Origin of the sequence: Nitratireductor sp. B36 (assembly GCF_020833685.1) — a bacterium.
Lineage (GTDB): Bacteria > Pseudomonadota > Alphaproteobacteria > Rhizobiales > Rhizobiaceae > Nitratireductor.
The window spans coordinates 321988-338433 of the sequence record NZ_JACKZY010000003.1 but is presented as its reverse complement, the minus strand read 5'-3'; the positions used below and the strand labels follow the sequence as shown (position 1 = coordinate 338433).

Genomic DNA, 16446 nt, shown 5'->3' with positions numbered 1-16446 from the left:
TTCAAAAGCCGAGTGCGCGCGGCAGCCAGAGGCTGAGGCCGGGAAAGGCCACTATGATCGCCAGCGCAATGAGATTGACAAGGAGAAAGGGCAGCGTGGCGCGCAGCAGTGCCGCAAAGCCGCAATTGGCAATGCGTTCGGCTGCAAAGAGACACACGCCGAGCGGCGGAGTCAAAAGCCCGATATTGAGATTGAGAATTGCCACCACGCCGAAATGCAACGGGTCGATGCCCGCAAGGGTAGCCGCCGCCGAAAGCAGCGGGCCGAACAGGATGATCACCGTGGTCGGATCGATGAACATGCCAAGCACGAGCAGGATCACGTTGAACACCAGCATGGTGCCGATCAGGCCGAGATCCCAGGTGGAGATCATCTCGCCCACCATGCGCGGCACATTTTCCATGCCCATCACCCAGGAAAAGGCCGCGCCGCAGCCCACAATGATGAGAAGCTGACCGGAGAAAAGCGCCGAGCGATTGAACACGGCGGCAAGCGACGAGAGCGTCACGCTGCGATAGAGCACCAGCGAAACAATCAGCGCATAGACCGCCGCCACGCCGCCGGCTTCCGTTGGCGTCATGATGCCGCCCAGCATGCCGGCAAGGATGATGACCGGGATCATCAGCGGCACCAGCGCATGGCCCGTGGCCGAGACGACAGCGGCCGGGTTGCGGTCCGTCTCGATGCGCGGGAAATTGTTGATCCGCGCCTGAATGGCGACAAGGATCATCTGCGCCAGCCCGATCAGCAGACCGGGAATGAGCGTCGCCGCCATCAGCGCGCCGATGGAGACCCCTGTCATCGACCCATAGATCACCGCCACCAGAGAGGGTGGCACCATGGGGCCAATAATGGAGGACGAGGCGGTGACAGCCGCCGCATAGGCGCTTGAATAACCCTGCTTCACCATGGCGGGGATGAAGACGCGCCCCAGCGAGGCAATGTCGCCCAGCGCCACGCCGGTGATGCCGGCAAACAGGATCGATGCGCCGATATTCACCTGCGCCAGCCCGCCGCGCATCCAGCCAAACAGCACATTGGCGAAATGGATCAGCCGGTCGGTGATCTTGCCTTCATTGACGAGCTCGCCGGCCAGGATGAACAGCGGGATCGCCATCAGAACGAAGGAATCCATGCCCTGATAAAGCCGCTCCGGCACGATCGGCAGAAAAGCCCATTGGCCGGTAAAGGCCATCCACGCGATCACCGCCGCGATCATGCCCCAGGCGATTGGAAGCCCGGCAATGATCAGCCCCAGAAAGGTGATGAGAAGAACGGAAAGGGACGCGCTCATGACGGGCTGATGCGCTCCTTGAGGCGCAGAAAGGCAAAGAGCGCTGCAAAGACAAAACTCACCGGCACTGCGAGATAGGGATAGGAAAGCGGCAGGCGCAGCCCTTCGCTGGTCTGGCCGGCGGCGAACATCACCATGTCCACGCCATACCAGATGAGCACCAGAAAGACGGTCAGCGAAACAAGATCGAGCACCGCCTCAAGCACCAGACTGAGGCGCGGTGCGAGGCTTGAAAGCAGCCCCGGCACAAAGTCGATGCGGATATGGCTTGCCTCGCGCACGCCAACGGCGGCAGCCAGCAGAGCCATCCAGATCATGGCATAGCGCGCCACTTCCTCGGTGAAGATCGGCACCGAGCCGATGCCATAGCGCGCCACCACCTGAAAGGTGACAAGAAGCGTCAGGCCGGCAAGGCAGAGCGCGGCGACGACGCGCAGCGCCGTCTCCACGCCCCTGACCAGCCTTGAGCCAAACCCCATGTTCACTGGTTTGCAGCAGCCTTGACGGCGGCTTCCGCAGCGTCGATCAGATCGGGACTGTCGACATTTTCTTCAAGCCATGCCCGTGCCGGCGGCTGCATGACACTTTTGAAGGCTGAACGCGCTTCATCGTCGAGCTCGATGATCTCCACGCCCTGCTCCTTGGCAAAGGCTATGGCATTGGCCTCGATCTCGCGTGACTTCTGGCGATTGAAGGCTATGGCCTTTTCCGCCGCATCGGTGATCACCTTCTGCTTGTCCTCCGAGAGACCCGAGAAGAAGGCATCGTTTATGCCGAGCGGTCCAAAAGCATAAGTGTGGCCGGTCAGCGCCAGATGGGGCTGGACCTCGTAAAGCTTGACGAGGTTGAAGACCGAGACGGAATTGTCCTGCCCGTCGACAACGCCGGTCTTGAGCGAGGTGTAAAGCTCGCCAAAGGCAATGGGGGCGGCTGATGCGCCGAGCGCCTCCACCGGAATGGTGGCGAGCGGCCCGAGCACTCGCATTTTCAGCCCCTTCATGTCATCGGGGCTGGTGATCGCGCGGCTGGCGCTGAAATGTTTGAAACCACCCGATTCCCACCAGCCAAGAACGCGCACGCCGGTCTTCTCGCGGATGGATTCAGCAAGCTCGTCGCCGAAGGGACCATCGAACACGGCCCACGCCGTTTCCTCATCCGGGAAGAGATAGGGCATGTTGAGGATCTGCACATCGCTGTGAATGGTCGCGAAATTGCCGTCTGCCGCATCGCTCATCTGGATGACGCCGCGGCGCATCTGGGCAAGGCGTTCATTGGGCGCGCCCAGCGCACCGGCATAGACGAGATCGACCGTCATGTCGGAATTGGCTTCCACCTCGGTCTTGAAGGTCTCATACATGCCGTTGACGAAGTCGAAGCCGGGCAGATCCTGCGGCAGCGAAAGGCCGACCTTGATCTCCTGAGCTTCAGCGTTGCTGAAAACGGCAAAGCCCGCCAAGGCCAACGTCGCAATGAGCTTTTTCAAGTTTTTTCTCCCTGATTGTCGCGATCGACACTGCTCTCACCATGCGCAAGGCGTCGAGGCGCTCGAAAAACGCCGGTCGTCCGCCCGACCCATGCCAAAAAACACGCCCCGTCATCGCGGCTAAGAATTCCCCATAGTCTAATGATCATATGATCACAGAACGGGAAGCCGATCAATCATGTCTTTCAAACTTGAAATATCGCCATCCTGTCCGGCCGGTCCTCGCGCAACCCTTGTTGGCGTACGGAGCGCGAATGTGCGAAGGCAATTCCTCTTTCTTCCTCTAACCTTAGGGATATTGGAGATAGATGTGTTCGTTTTAGCCGGACTGCATCCGGACCCAGCAAGGTCTTGTAAACAAGCCTGATACGAGTGATCTCAGATCAGATCATCGGCCCATACGCAGGGCGGGCCTCCTCTGCATAACACGATGCAAAAGCCGAGGAGGAAAGAGACGCGTCAGAGCAGCTCACAGCTTGGTGGGACACCCAAATGACAGCACCTGGGGGGCGCGCAGGCGCGACCCCGCCGACACTGCACGCGTCACGAAATCACGAGAACACGATCCCGCCGTCGACATTGAGCGTCTGTCCGGTAACGAAGCCCGCGTCATCGGATGCGAAGAACGCAACAGGACCGACCACATCTTCGGGGTCGCCTATGCGGGCCATCGCCGTTTTGGATTTCCAGGCGTCGCGCACCAGAGGATCATCCAGATTCACTCGCCCCATATCGGTCAGGATGATCCCGGGACACACACAGTTCACGGTGATCCCCAGCGGCCCGACCTCCTGAGCAAGAACGCGTGAAAATCCCATCACCGCAGCCTTGGAGGCAGAGTAGTGCGCCTGTTCCGGTGCACCGTGCTTCCCGCCGATGGAGGCGATGTTGACGATACGACCATAGCCGCGGTTCTTCATTGAGGGCAGGAGCGCCTGGATCACCATGAACGCGCCTTTCGCATTCACGTCCATCACAGCGTCCCATGTCTCCTCGGGAAGGCCATCGACTTCACCGGCAATGAGGATGCCGGCATTGTTGACGATCACGTCAATCTTGCCGAAAGCTTCCAGCGCCTTCTGGGCCATGGTCTCGACTTCAATTTTGCTGCTGACATCCGCATAGAGGGGCTCCGCGCGTTGACCCAGAGCACGAATGTCTTTTGCCACCCCCTCGAGATCGCTTTCTTGCCGCTCAATATCATTGAGCGCCACATCATACCCGCGCTTTGCCAACCCTCGGGCGATCGCCGCCCCGATGCCACGGCTTGCTCCTGTGACAAGAGCCGTTCTGCCGGCAGAGCCGGGATTTTCATGAGCCGTCATGCCAAAACCTCCTTCAAAGCCGGATAGAGCGCGGCGTATTTCGCGTAAATTTCATCGTATCGAGCGACACTGTCGGCGCGAGGCTCGATCAACCTGCCCGCATGGACCATCGCTCCGATACCCTCATCGATGGTTGCGAAGTGCCCGGCCCCCACGCCGGCAAGAACCGCCGATCCTGTCGACGGCGCATCGGTCGAGGCTGGCACCCGCACCGGAATGCCGGCCGTATCCGCATGGATTTGCAGCCACAAGTCCGACCCGGTAGCGCCACCGCCCACGGTCATCTCCTCCCCGGCATACCCGGCCGAACGGAAAGCATCTAGAATGGAACGGGTCCCGAAGCCGATGCCCTCCATGATAGCGCGGAAGAGGTGGTGAATTTCATGGCCGAGCGTCAGTCCAACAATCGCACCACGTGAAAGCGGGTCGGTATGTGGCGTGCGGTTGCCCTGAAAATGATCCTGAACGATGAGCCCGTCACAACCCGGCTCGAGCGCAGCGGCCCTGCGGTTGAGGTCATCGAAATCGAGTGGGGCGCCCTTCAGGCGCGAAAGCCAGTTGATGATGGAGCCGGTGGAAGTCTGACCGCCCTCCACTATCCAGCGGTCGGGATACACAATGTCGGCGTAGCTGCCCCACACGCCGGGCGCATGTATAGGGCTTTCAGTCACCCCGAACTGAAGATGGGACGAGCCCGTGATCATGGCCAGCTGTCCAGGTTTGTGAACCCCCAGACCAATCATGCCGATGAGCGCATCCGCGCCACCCTGAACCACTTTCACATTCGCCGACAGGCCCAGCTCGTTGGCTGCAGCCGAGGTGAGCGTTCCGATCACCTCGCCCGGCGCCACCACCCGCTCGGGCCATTTCTGTTCAAGCTCCGACAGGTCCAGTGTGGCGAGCAAGCTGGAGGCCCACCCGCCCGAGCGCGACCGGTAGTGCCAGCGCAGTCCGGCATTGTCGAGGCTTGCCGCCCACGTGCCTGTAAGGCGATAGGTAAGAAAGTCCTGATACTCGCAGATCCTGTGGGCATCCGCAAAGGTCTGCGGTTCGTTTCGTTTCAACCACAAGGCTTTCGGGATCATCCACTCTGCGGAGACCGGACCTTGCCCAGCTCCGTTCAAAAGCAGGGCTTCATCGCCCGTGGCCAGCACGTCCTGAGCCTCCTGATGCGCGCGCACATCCATCCACATGATGGCTGGGCGCAAGGCTCGGCCGTTTTCATCGAGAGCGACAACGGTACAGCAGGTGGTGGCGTAGCAAATGGCCTCGATCCCACTTGGGTCGACGCCTGCCTCGCGGATAGCTTCGCGTGCGGCACGAACGAAATTCGCCCACCAATCCTCCGGATTTTGCTCCACCCGTCCGGGCTTGAAATCGGTCTGGTAAGGAACTGCACTGGTTCCAAGGCAGTTTCCCTTCAGATCGTAGACACGCGCTCGTATGCTCTCGGTCCCGCCGTCTGCCGTCAGGAAATAAGCCACGCACTCCTCCTCCCAGTTGCCCCGCCTCAATGAACCTTCAGCTCGATCAGGCAGCTAAATCTTGTTCGTTCGGAAACTCCGAAAGCAATCTTCGCTTGGACGAACTGTCCCCCACGCGGCTCTAAAGCTCCCTGAACGCCTCCATCGCCCTGCCGGCATACATGACAGCAGGACCACCGCCCATTTCGACCGCCACCTCCAGCGCCTCGACAAGAGCCGCTTCCTCCGCGCCATGACGCTTCGCAGCATCCACATGATAGAGAATGCAGTCCTCGCAGCCACTGGCCACGGCAATGGCTGTCGCCAGCAATTCACGGTCTGAAGCGGAGAAATGACCTTGCCTGGTCGCCACAGCGGAAATGGAAGCGAAACCTTTCATCAGCTCCGGTGCAGATTTTGCAAATCCCCCCATCCGCGCTCTTGCAGCCTTCAACTTCGAACGGACATCCACCTCAGTCATCGGGCACCCCCTTTTTGATGATCGCCACCGCCTCGGCTGGTGCATCCCAGTGGGGCATGTGACCAGCACCTGGAAAAACATGCAGTGCGATGGCCGGCGAGACATCCAGAGTGTCGCGCCAGTTCAGAATTCGATCCTCCGTACCCACAAGGATACGCACCGGGATTTGATTGGCGAGCGATGCAAGGGCGCTTCGCACATTGACCAACTGTCTGCCCTCGCGGCAAATATCGTCTGCCAAGCGTAGCAAACGGCCACGCGAGAGGGCGGCGTGGATCTGCGTTACCAGAGCCGGCGAAAATGCATCGGCGCGGTTTGAGAGCCTTCGCAGCAAATGACCCACCGCGCCCACACTGTCGGCGCGAGCCATACCGGAAACAAACTCAGCATCGATATGCAATCCGAGACCGGCCGGTGCGATGAGGGTGAGCGAGGAGACACCGCCCTTACGGTGGGCCGCAGCGATTGCGGCGGCCGCCCCGAGTGAATGGCCGACCAATGCGACCGGACGGGACGGGTTCAGCTCACCGCACAATGCGTCGACAAGATCATCGAACGACTGAGCCTCCGCCTCCGTTTCTCCGTGGGAAGGAAGATCAATCGCTCGCACTGAAAGCTGCGCCCGCCCCAGCGCCCTGCCCAGCTGATCGAAGGTCTGGCGATCCCCCGCAAAACCGTGAACGAGGAGCACGGGCGAGCCGGTCTCGGAACCCCAGCTTTCCGCTGCAAGTGCGGAGACAACCGAGCCGGCGATGGAACGCTCGACGTCAGAGAGCTCCACACGCCCTCTGCGCCCTGTTCCGGGAACCGTCTCTATGCTGACCCCCGCACGGTTCGCCGCACGGCGGGCCAGGGGCGTGGCGCGTACGCGCCCCTCCTGGCCGGACGAAGTCATTGGAGGCTTGGCATGCTTGTGTGCATCCGTAGCCTCTTCAATGCCGGCATCTTCCGGCTCATCGCTGGCGGCAGACTGATCCTCCTGCCCACCCGAAACCCAATCCTCGCCTCCCATCAGGTCGATCTCGGCAATCGGGTCACCCACCTGAACAAGATCTCCCTGGGTGACCAGTGTGCGAACCAACCGTCCGGACCCGAGCGCGGGATATTCGACAGCAGTCTTGTCAGTTTCGAACTCCACCAGAGGCGTCCCGCGCTCGAAGGCCTGCCCTTCGGGCACAAGCCATTCAGAGACGGTACCTTCTTCCATCGTCTCGCCCAGGCGAGGCATTGTGAGCATGACGGTGCTCATGCTGCAGTCCTCAAACCCACAAGCTTTTCACCCGCCGTCTGGATAAAGGCTGCAGTGGGCACAGAGTTCTTTTCGAGCTCGACGGAAACCGAAATCGGAATATCTTCGCCACAGACGCGGATCACCGGCTCGGCCAGGAAATCGAAACATTCCTCGTGAATACGGGCCGAGAGTTCCGCCCCAACGCCAGCGGTCATCACACCCTCGGAGACAACCATCACCCGGCCCACACGCTCAACATGTGTCCGCACGGTATCGAAATCGAGCGGATTCAGGGAGCGGAGATCGATCACCGTCGCTTGCACGCCTTTCCGGGCCATTGCCTCTGCGGCTGCGAGCACATGGTGGAGTTGGCGGGAATAGGTCACGATCACCAGATCGTCTCCCGTTCGGTGAACCCGGGCTTTCCCCCACTCCGGCGCAGGCGCGGCCAGATCCACATCTTCCTTCATCGTGTAGAGCGCCTTGTGCTCAATGAAGACGACCGGGTCCGGTTGCTTCAGCGACTGCCGCAGAAGATGATAGGCATCCGAGACGGTTGCTGGCATGACGAGCCGAAGACCGGGCGTATGCATCACATAGGCTTCGAGCGATTGGGAATGCTGGGCACCGGCCGAACGGCCTGTTCCGCCCTGGGTCCGCAGCACCATGGGCACACCCACTTGACCACCGAACATATAGCGGATTTTCGCTGCCTGATTTCCCAGCTGATCCATCGTCATCCCGATGAAGTCCACATACATGAGTTCAGCAACAGGTCTCAGGCCGGACATGGCGGCACCCACTGCAGCGCCAACGATCGCCGGTTCGGAAATCGGCGTGTCGATCAAGCGGTCGGGACCGAACTCCTCGTACAGGCCTTTGGTAACACCGTAGGCGCCACCGTAGCGACCCACCTCTTCACCGATCACCATCACGGTATCGTCCTCGGCCATAGCATCGCGCAGAGCCTGTTTGAGCGCGTCTCTATAGGTCATCTCTGCCATAGTCTCAGTCCCCTGCCAGAATGCGGTCGATGCGGGCAGCCACGGATTCCGGCTCCGGCTCACCAGGCGCATAGACGTCGCGGAACATCGTCTGAAGTGCCGGCTCACGCGCGGCGACCGTGAAGTCGATGGTCGCGTCCATTTCCTGCGCGATCTCGGCGTCGAGGGCATCGAGGTCAGCCTCGCTACTCTCTCCGCTTTCAACCAGAGCTTTGCGAGCAAACCCAACCGGGTCTTTTGCGCGTCCCTGTTCTTCATCCTCAGGCGTACGGTAGGGGCTCTTGTCCATGCGGGCATGACCAAAGAAGCGGTAGCATTCGACCGCAAGAAAACCGGGTGTGCCTCCCCGGGCACCGTCGATAATCCGGCCCGCCGCCGCACGCACGTCGCGTACATCCAGCCCGTCAACGGTTTCCGAATTCAGCCCAAACGCCAGTCCGCGTTCATGAAGCGCACGGCCTTTTGTTGCCTGCTCGATGCGTGTCCCCATACCGTACTGGTTGTTGATGCAGACGAAAATGACCGGCAGGTCCCACAGCGCAGCCATGTTCATACTCTCGTAGAGAATGCCCTGCTGCATCGCGCCATCACCGAAGAACGCGATGGAAACCGCACCCCTGCCCTCGCGCTTTGATGCTAGACCGGCACCGACAACAGCAGGGATGCCACCGCCCACAATGGCGTTGGCGCCAAGGTGTCCAAGCCCCATGTCGGCAATGTGCATGGAGCCGCCCTTCCCGCGGCAATAGCCCTCTTCCTTGCCGCCGATCTCTGCCATCATGCGGTTGGGATCTGCACCCCGGGCAAGGAATATGCCATGGCCCCGGTGGTGAGTGGTGAATGTGTCTCCATCCCTCATCAGAGAGGCGACGCCCACCGCCGCCGACTCTTCGCCGATGGACAAATGCAGCATGGAGCCTGCCGATTGCCCGCGAACGAAAAGCTCGCCAACCCGCTCCTCGAATGTGCGCACCCGGCGCATCTGCCGGTAGAGCGCAAGAAGCTCGGTGTTCGAGCGCGGCACTTTTTCCGCAACTGCCGTGTCGATGGGTGCAGTCATATTGCCTTCCTTACAGGAGATTGAGTTTGGTGGTGCGCGATACGATGGCGACCGCGACGAGAATGATCACACCCTTCACGATGTTCTGGATGTAAGTGTCCATTCCAATGAGGTTCAGGCCATTGTTGATCACGCCGATGAAGAGCGCGCCGCAGAGTGTTCCAAGCACCGTGGCAGTGCCGGGTCGAAACATGGTCATGCCGATGAATACGGTGGCGAGCCCATCAAGCAGATAGCGTTCGCCTGCATTAGGTTGCCCAGACCCCAGCCTCGCGGCCAGCAAAGCGCCGGCAATAACCGCGAAGACGGAGACCAGCACCAGCGCCGCCATCCGGTAGAGCGTGATATGCACACCCGAAAGCTCTGCTGCCTTCTGGTTCCCGCCAACAGCGTAGACATAGCGGCCGAACACCGTTCGCTCCATGACGAACCAGGCAATCGCCACGGCGATGACCATGAAATACGCCAGGTTCGGTATTCCGAAGATCCGCCCCTGGCCAAGCATGAGATAAGCGTCAGGCAGACCGCCATATATTGCGCGCCCCCCGGTCATCAGAAAGTTCACGCCGAAGAGGATGGATCCCACAGCCAGAGTGGCGATGAGCGATGGGATACCGATTTTCGTGACAAGCAGTCCGTTGACGAGACCAACCCCGATGCCCGCTGCCAACCCGGCGCCGAGAGCGACGGCAAGTGGATATCCCATGGTGAGAAGCAGCGGCACCAAGATGCCCGAAAGGCCCACCGTATAGCCCACTGAAAGGTCGATTTCCCTAGCCGCGAAGCCGAAGGTCAGCCCGGAACCGACAATCGTCAGGATGGCGATTTGCTGTAGAATGTTTGTCAGGTTGAACGGCGTCAGAAAGCGATCAACGAAGAGGGAGAACCCGAGGAACATGAGAATCAGAACCCCGAGCGTCGAATAACGCTGGATGAAGTCTGAGCGGACAGATTTGCTTTCGGCGGCAGCAGATGCCTTACCGAGGGAGCCGGCTTGCGGTGTCATGCGGCATCTCCAGTGATGGCTTGGATGAAACGGCTTTCGGAGAATTCGGCGGCCGGTATGTCATCCCCTGGCCTGCCGTGAACAAAGGGGACGGCGCGATGGCACAGTTCCGCAACCTCGCCCAGATCCGACGAGGCGATGAGGATTGCCGCCCCACGCTCTGCAAGCCGGCGCAGATGAGCATAGATTTCCATCTTCGCCCCGATATCGACGCCTTCGGTCGGTTCAACGAAAATCAGGACGCTGTACTTGTCGTCGGCACCATACAGCCATTTGCCTATGGAGACTTTCTGCTTGTTTCCGCCCGAGAGATTACGGATCAGCTGGCGCTGACTCGGTGTCTTGACGTTCAGAAGTTCGATGATTCGAGCCGCTTCTTGGCTTTCCCTGCGGCGGCTCAACACACCACCCCGCGCAGCAAACTGCGAGTGAACCATGGTCAGGTTCTCAACGACGCTCCCCTCGCCGGCGAGTGCGTTCTCCATGCGCTGGTCCGGAACCAATGCTACGCCGGCTCTTTGCATGGCGCGGATTCCCCCAGCGCGGACCTCGCTGCCGTTAACGGAAATCGTCCCGCGCAATTTACCCTGACGCGTGTAGAGCGAGCGCGCAAAGCCGAAATGTCCGGCCCCTGTCAGCCCGATCAACCCGACAATTTCGCCCCGCCGCAGCACGAAACGATCTATTTCGACTGCTCCGGTCTTCCAGTCTTCAACGGACAAGACCACTGGTCCTGCCACCGCCGGCGATGGCCGAACATCGCGCGTGCGGGTTTCGGGCATATCCGAACAGGCGTCCTGTTCCCGCCTCAGCATGAGATTTGTGAGATCGGCTTCTGTGGCGTTCCCCTTGTCCAGTGTCCCGACATGCCGGCCGTCGCGCAAGACGGTGATCCGATCGCAAAGCGCCACGACCTCAGTCAGGAAATGGGAGATCAACACGACACCCACACCCTTTGAAGGCAGGGACTGGATGATGTCCCAGAGCCGCCTCTTCTCCCGCGCTTCCAATGTCGCCGTGGGCTCATCGAGAATGAGAAGCCGAATGTCCCCCCTGAGCGCCCGCACGATCTCGATGACTTTCTGATCGGCCATCGCAAGGTCCTTGACCGGCCGGTGAAGATCCATCTCCAAGCCTGGAAACCATGTCGACATCAGGCGTTCGGCCTCACTTCGCAGCGTGCGCCGGCGCACGATACCGAGAGGACGGCGCGGTTCTGCTCCGAGCATGATGTTTTCCGCACCGGTCAGCGAGGGTACGAGGCTCCCCTCCTGGCTCACATGCGCAATGCCATGGCCAAGCGCGACGCGCGGGCTGGAAAGGACCACCGCGCTGTCATTCACGGTGATGGATCCCCCCGTGGGCTGGAGTGAACCACCGAGAATGTTGACGAATGTACTTTTCCCGGCACCGTTCTCGCCGACAAGACCGTGCACTTCGTCATAGCGGAATGTCACATCGACGCGATCCAGTGCTCGCGTGCCCGGAAATTCCATGAGGATATCGGCAAGATGCACCGACATGCACGGTCTCCTGTCGAGATTGGTGAAATGGGACAGCGCGGGACGGGCCGCCAGATGCGCCCCGTCCGCAAGCTCGTTTGACTACATAAAGTCCTTGCAGTTCTGCTTCGTCACGAGAGGCGCGTCCATGTAGACGATGTCGCTCGGAATCACCTCGTCGCGCGCCTTGCCGTCCACCACGATGGATTTGATCCACTCGCCGACCTGTGCCCCCATGCCCTCAAAGGGCTGGCTCACAGTTGCAATCATCATGCTGTCCGGCTTGCAGACCTCGGCAACGGCCTGAGGGTGTCCGTCGATGCCGATGACTTTCACATCGGTCAGCCCCGCAGCTTTCATGACGTTGATGGTCGCTTGCGCCGGTTCATCCCAGGGCGCCCAGACAGCGTCAATCTCGTCACCGAAGCGCGCCACATAGTCCTGCATCGAAGACGTCGTGTCCTCGAAGAAGGCCGTGTAATCGATATTGTGCTCGGCCAGCACTTTCACATTGCCGTATTCCTGAAGGACCTTCTCCATGACGTCGCCGCGCTTGCGTGTTCCATGGTGCTCGGCCATGCGGAAGAAGACGAGATTGCCCTCGCCGCCAATCTGATCGAGAAGATACGGAGAGACATCGGCCGACATCGCCCAATTGTTGGTGGTGACATCCACCTGAATGCCTTCAACGAAACCACTATCGACTGAGAAAACCGGAATTCCAGCCTCGATGGCCACGTCGATAGCTGCCTTGGATGCGCGCAAGTCCGACATCGTAATGATGATCGCGTCCACACCGCGCGAAACAGCATCCTGAAGATTCGACGCGGTGGCCTCGCCCGAGCCCTGGCTGTCGAGGAAACTGACATTCCAGGAATTTCCGCTCTCACCCAGCCATTCCTCGAACCCCGCCTTGACCCGCTGCTCGGACTGAGCGGCAGCATTTGAATGAACCCACGCGATTTCCAGCGCATCCTGCGTGAAGCCGACGGCAGTGGTGGCTGCGATTACAGCGCCTGCGGCCACGCAGCGTCCCAGGCTCTTTGCAAACTTGTTCATGATTTCCTCCCTGAACTGAAGATGCCCACGGCCCTCCCGATGGCATCCACAAGCCAAACGTGACGCGGCTTGATACATTTGTCAAGCATCGATACATTTGTAATTCGATGCCGATATTCGATTGTCAGTCCAAGCGCCACCGTTTAGGAGATCATCATGATCGAGAGTGACGACCACGAACTGATGAGCCGTGCGGCATGGATCTACTATGTTGGGGGGCTCAATCAGGAAGAGACCGCAAACCGCCTGGGCACCACCAGAGCGCGCGTGAACAAGCTGCTGCAAAGCGCCAAGGATGCCGGCATCGTGTCGATCTCGATCGATTCACGGAGCAACGGTCTCCTGGAGGTGGAGGACGAGCTGCGCCAACGCTTCAATCTCGAACGGTGCATCTGCTCCCCCGCTCTGGGCCTCGGCAGAGACGTTCAATTACCAGGTGCTCTTTCCGAATACCCACGTCGCGCCGTTGGATCGCTGGCGGCGACGCTGGTGAGAGAACTGATCACACGCAAGGGTGACGCCGTGATCGGCACGGGCTGGGGCCGCACCCTTGACCACATCACGCGCAACATGGCCGGCGTCAGCGCACCCGGAGCGCGCTTTGTCAGTCTTATGGGCTCACTCACCGCCAACAGCGCCTTCAATCCATTTGAAGTGGTGCAGGCACTGGCAAGGGCGACCGGCGCCGAAGGCTATTTCCTGCCGGTGCCGTTCATTGCCAACACTCCGGAGGACCGCGATATACTGTTGTCGCAGACCACCGTGCGCTCCGTTCTCGAAATGGCCAGGCAGCCGGATATGGCCATCATCTCTGTCGGCGAACTCACGGAGCACTCCTTGCTTCGTCGTTCAGGCATGATCTCGCAAGTCGAGCTCAACGAGCTTCACGAGGCAGGCGCGATTGGTGATACGAACGGAATTTTCTTTGACGCCCACGGGGCGCCTGTCCAGCATGTGCTTAACCAGCGGACCCTGGCAGTGGGTTTTGAGGCGCTGCGCGCTACCCATACAGTCCTGCTGTCCGGCGGCATCGAAAAAGCGGAAGCCACCTGCGCCTTGCTTGAAAGCGGCATTATCAAAACACTTGTCGTGGATGGCGATACGGCGCGCGCCATTCACGAGATCGCCGGCTGCAAGAATTAAGACCCGCAGCACCCCGATTTCCTGTGCCAAGCGGCTCACCGGATGGTCGGAAAAGGCGAAAAGGCCAATGCCTTCTAAAAATCAATGGGCAAGGAAACTCAACCGGCGGGTGGTTGGTGGAGCTGAGGGGAATCGAACCCCTGACCTCGTCATTGCGAACGACGCGCTCTCCCATCTGAGCTACAGCCCCATTCGCCGGTGACCCGCATTTATGTCCGCTAAAGGCAGGCTGTCAAGAATCCAGATCACCTGCTTCAATCTCTCCGTAGACGCAAACATCCGCCCCCAATTTCCCGCCCCGATCCGGCAAATGACCGCGTCAGACTTGCCGCATCCATCGGCAATGGCTACATGTCGCAAAATTCGCGGCTGAGGAAGCGAAGGTTGTTATCGCCGCCGCTTCCCGACCGCCGCGCTTAACACCGCCCAGGAGACCGGCATGCTCGCGCTTATCCAGACCATCATCATGGCGCTCGACATTTATTGGTGGCTGATTATCGGGTCAGCTGTTTTTTCCTGGCTTTACGCGTTCAACGTGGTCAATCCCCGCAACCAGTTTGTGGGTTCGGTCGGCAATTTTCTCTTTCGCGTCACGGAGCCTGCGCTACGACCGATACGGAATCTTTTGCCCGATCTCGGCGGCATCGACATCTCGCCGATCATCCTGCTGCTGATATTGTTCTTCGTTCGACAGTTCATACTGACGACCATCGCTCCCGCTCTTTTGTGAAGCATGGTCGAGGTACCGGCCTTCTGTCGGTTATCTGACCAAGGGCTGACGCTTCTCGTGCGCCTGACGCCAAGATCCGCGCGCGACGCGATCGAAGGCCCTGGCGAGACCGCGGACGGCCGTTGTCATCTGAAAGCGCGCGTGCGTGCCGTTCCAGAGAATGGCAAAGCCAACGCCGCACTGGAGAAGCTGCTCGCCAAAGAGTGCGAGGTTCCCCCAACCTCGGTTTCGGTTACCGGTGGAGCCACGGCGCGGCTCAAGACAGTGGAAATCCAGGGAATGCCCGAGGAGCTCCTCGCGCGCATTGGGGCGGTCGTCACACGCCGATAGGCGTTGTCATGAAATGCGTCTATGCTCACTTCCCTTAAGGAAGGAGCATGGCTTATGCGACTGGCAATAGCGGGAATTCTGGTAGCAGCGCTTGGGGGCCTGGCACAAGCCAGCGAGATCGAGAGCGCCTACACCGAAATAAACACACAAGAGAATTGCGCGGCATTTGCCGCCCCTGCAGCCGATGATCCAGGTGAATGGATGAATTTCGTCTGCGAGGGTTGGCGTGGCTACCCGGTGCTCATTTACTATGGTGATGCGCGGGAATCGATCTTTTACGGCTTCCCGCCAGATGGGGATCTCGCGCCAGAATGGGAAAGCTTTGCCGGCTTCAATTCCACGGGATCGACCATAGAATGGCGCATTATGAGCGATGGTGACCGCAAGTGGCCCTTCGCAACGATCCACCGATGGTTCATTGACGATGGCGAGGGTGTAGGCGACAAGATCGAAGTACTTGCCGTAGAAAAGGTCGGGCAGGTTTTCGGGCGGGAAGGCTGCGTCATCGGATATGTTGTCGCCACCGGCAACGAAAATGCCAATGAAAAAGCCCGCCGCATCGCCGATGGGCAGGCTTTCGATTTCGCGTGTGGCGCGGATCAGCCGGTGATCGACGCCGGCGATGTGCCGCTGCCCATGACGACAGGCAGCGATGGCGGCGGTTGAGCGCCGCCCCTCTTACTTGCTCGCCTTGGCCCGCTCGACGGCCTCGACGATCAGCTTTCGGGCCGCCGCTGCATCCATCCAGTCGCCGATCTTCACCCACTTGCCGGGCTCCAGATCCTTGTAGTGCTCAAAGAAGTGCTGGATCTGCTGGAGCGTGATTTCCGGCAGGTCTGTGTAGTTCGTCACGTTTTCATAGCGGCGTGTCAGGTGCGGCGATGGTACGGCAATGATCTTCTCGTCCTGGCCGGAATTGTCTTCCATTATGAGCACGCCGATCGGCCGGACGTTGATAACGCAGCCGGGGATGAGCTGGCGTGTGTTGCAGACCAACACATCAATTGGATCGCCATCGTCGGACAGTGTGTGGGGCACGAAGCCGTAATTGCCCGGATAGGTCATCGGCGTGTACAGGAACCGGTCAACGACCAGCGTCCCGGAGTTCTTGTCCATCTCGTATTTGATCGGCTGACCGCCGACCGGCACTTCGATGATGACGTTCACGTCTTCTGGCGGATTGTCACCGGTGGAGATGGCGTCTATGCGCATGGGAAAAGCAACCTCTGTTCTGACAGTTATGGCTGCCGGATACCGGCATGACGACGGTGGAGTCAGCCAGACGGAGCAGCCCGGAAACGGATGGCTGCCGCTTTATCGCGTCATAAGCCGCAT

17 protein-coding genes and 1 tRNA gene are annotated in these 16446 nt (G+C 60.0%); 4 read left to right on the top strand and 14 right to left on the bottom strand.

Translation table 11 applies throughout. The features are described from left to right. Position 1: 1 nt before the first annotated feature. The 12 genes from H7H48_RS13360 to H7H48_RS13305 all read right to left on the bottom strand — a co-directional run bounded on the left by H7H48_RS13360 (position 2) and on the right by H7H48_RS13305 (position 12908). Positions 2 to 1294 (bottom strand): TRAP transporter large permease, encoded by a 1293-nt coding sequence (locus tag H7H48_RS13360; RefSeq protein ID WP_229449554.1) that lies wholly within the window; start codon positions 1292 to 1294, stop codon positions 2 to 4. Continuing rightward, the gene (locus H7H48_RS13355) at positions 1291 to 1773 is read right to left on the bottom strand and encodes a TRAP transporter small permease (protein WP_229449553.1); all 483 of its coding nucleotides are present in this window, start codon (positions 1771 to 1773) and stop codon (positions 1291 to 1293) included. The genes H7H48_RS13360 and H7H48_RS13355 overlap by 4 nt, the downstream gene beginning before the upstream one ends. A gap of 2 nt (positions 1774 to 1775) precedes the next feature. Further along, on the bottom strand, positions 1776 to 2777 hold the full coding sequence (locus H7H48_RS13350; protein ID WP_229449552.1) for a TRAP transporter substrate-binding protein: 1002 nt from the start codon (positions 2775 to 2777) through the stop codon (positions 1776 to 1778). A gap of 551 nt (positions 2778 to 3328) precedes the next feature. After that, complete coding sequence (locus H7H48_RS13345) at positions 3329 to 4102, bottom strand: SDR family NAD(P)-dependent oxidoreductase (RefSeq protein ID WP_229449551.1); 774 nt, start codon at positions 4100 to 4102, stop codon at positions 3329 to 3331. Beyond that, a complete protein-coding gene (locus H7H48_RS13340; protein ID WP_229449550.1) occupies positions 4099 to 5586 on the bottom strand; it encodes an FGGY family carbohydrate kinase in 1488 nt (495 codons plus the stop codon). Before H7H48_RS13340 ends, H7H48_RS13345 begins: the two co-directional genes overlap by 4 nt. Before the next feature lie 121 nt (positions 5587 to 5707). Next, positions 5708 to 6046: a carboxymuconolactone decarboxylase family protein gene (locus H7H48_RS13335; protein WP_229449549.1), complete on the bottom strand. Its 339-nt coding sequence runs from the start codon at positions 6044 to 6046 to the stop codon at positions 5708 to 5710. Then, complete coding sequence (locus tag H7H48_RS13330) at positions 6039 to 7295, bottom strand: alpha/beta fold hydrolase (RefSeq protein WP_229449548.1); 1257 nt, start codon at positions 7293 to 7295, stop codon at positions 6039 to 6041. Before H7H48_RS13330 ends, H7H48_RS13335 begins: the two co-directional genes overlap by 8 nt. Beyond that, complete coding sequence (locus H7H48_RS13325; RefSeq protein WP_229449547.1) at positions 7292 to 8281, bottom strand: alpha-ketoacid dehydrogenase subunit beta; 990 nt, start codon at positions 8279 to 8281, stop codon at positions 7292 to 7294. The genes H7H48_RS13330 and H7H48_RS13325 overlap by 4 nt, the downstream gene beginning before the upstream one ends. Positions 8282 to 8285: 4 nt before the next feature. After that, positions 8286 to 9341, bottom strand: coding sequence for a thiamine pyrophosphate-dependent dehydrogenase E1 component subunit alpha (locus H7H48_RS13320; protein WP_229449546.1), 1056 nt, complete (start codon positions 9339 to 9341; stop codon positions 8286 to 8288). 10 nt (positions 9342 to 9351) lie between these two features. Then, positions 9352 to 10347 (bottom strand): ABC transporter permease, encoded by a 996-nt coding sequence (locus tag H7H48_RS13315; protein ID WP_229449545.1) that lies wholly within the window; start codon positions 10345 to 10347, stop codon positions 9352 to 9354. Then, positions 10344 to 11870, bottom strand: a complete 1527-nt coding sequence (locus tag H7H48_RS13310; protein ID WP_229449544.1) for a sugar ABC transporter ATP-binding protein — start codon at positions 11868 to 11870, stop codon at positions 10344 to 10346. The genes H7H48_RS13315 and H7H48_RS13310 overlap by 4 nt, the downstream gene beginning before the upstream one ends. An 81-nt stretch (positions 11871 to 11951) precedes the next feature. After that, positions 11952 to 12908 carry a substrate-binding domain-containing protein gene (locus H7H48_RS13305; protein ID WP_229449543.1) on the bottom strand — a complete coding sequence of 319 codons (957 nt, stop codon included), beginning with the start codon at positions 12906 to 12908 and terminating at the stop codon, positions 11952 to 11954. Positions 12909 to 13064: 156 nt separating this feature from the next. Between H7H48_RS13305 and H7H48_RS13300 the strand changes: the two genes are divergently transcribed. Continuing rightward, positions 13065 to 14051 carry a sugar-binding transcriptional regulator gene (locus tag H7H48_RS13300; protein ID WP_229449542.1) on the top strand — a complete coding sequence of 329 codons (987 nt, stop codon included), beginning with the start codon at positions 13065 to 13067 and terminating at the stop codon, positions 14049 to 14051. A gap of 114 nt (positions 14052 to 14165) precedes the next feature. On the opposite strand, the gene H7H48_RS13295 is transcribed toward H7H48_RS13300, so the two are convergent. Beyond that, positions 14166 to 14241: transfer RNA gene (locus H7H48_RS13295), tRNA-Ala, on the bottom strand. Between the two features lie 249 nt (positions 14242 to 14490). Between H7H48_RS13295 and H7H48_RS13290 the strand changes: the two genes are divergently transcribed. From H7H48_RS13290 to H7H48_RS13280, 3 genes are read left to right on the top strand one after another with little or no spacing between them, the layout of a single operon-like run. Further along, positions 14491 to 14781, top strand: a complete 291-nt coding sequence (locus tag H7H48_RS13290) for a YggT family protein (protein ID WP_229449541.1) — start codon at positions 14491 to 14493, stop codon at positions 14779 to 14781. A 3-nt stretch (positions 14782 to 14784) separates the two neighbouring features. Further along, the gene (locus H7H48_RS13285; RefSeq protein WP_229449540.1) at positions 14785 to 15111 is read left to right on the top strand and encodes a DUF167 family protein; all 327 of its coding nucleotides are present in this window, start codon (positions 14785 to 14787) and stop codon (positions 15109 to 15111) included. Between the two features lie 54 nt (positions 15112 to 15165). Then, on the top strand, positions 15166 to 15777 hold the full coding sequence (locus H7H48_RS13280) for a hypothetical protein (RefSeq protein ID WP_229449539.1): 612 nt from the start codon (positions 15166 to 15168) through the stop codon (positions 15775 to 15777). Between the two features lie 12 nt (positions 15778 to 15789). On the opposite strand, the gene ppa is transcribed toward H7H48_RS13280, so the two are convergent. Beyond that, positions 15790 to 16323, bottom strand: coding sequence for an inorganic diphosphatase (ppa, locus tag H7H48_RS13275; RefSeq protein ID WP_007010652.1), 534 nt, complete (start codon positions 16321 to 16323; stop codon positions 15790 to 15792). Positions 16324 to 16446 lie beyond the last annotated feature (123 nt).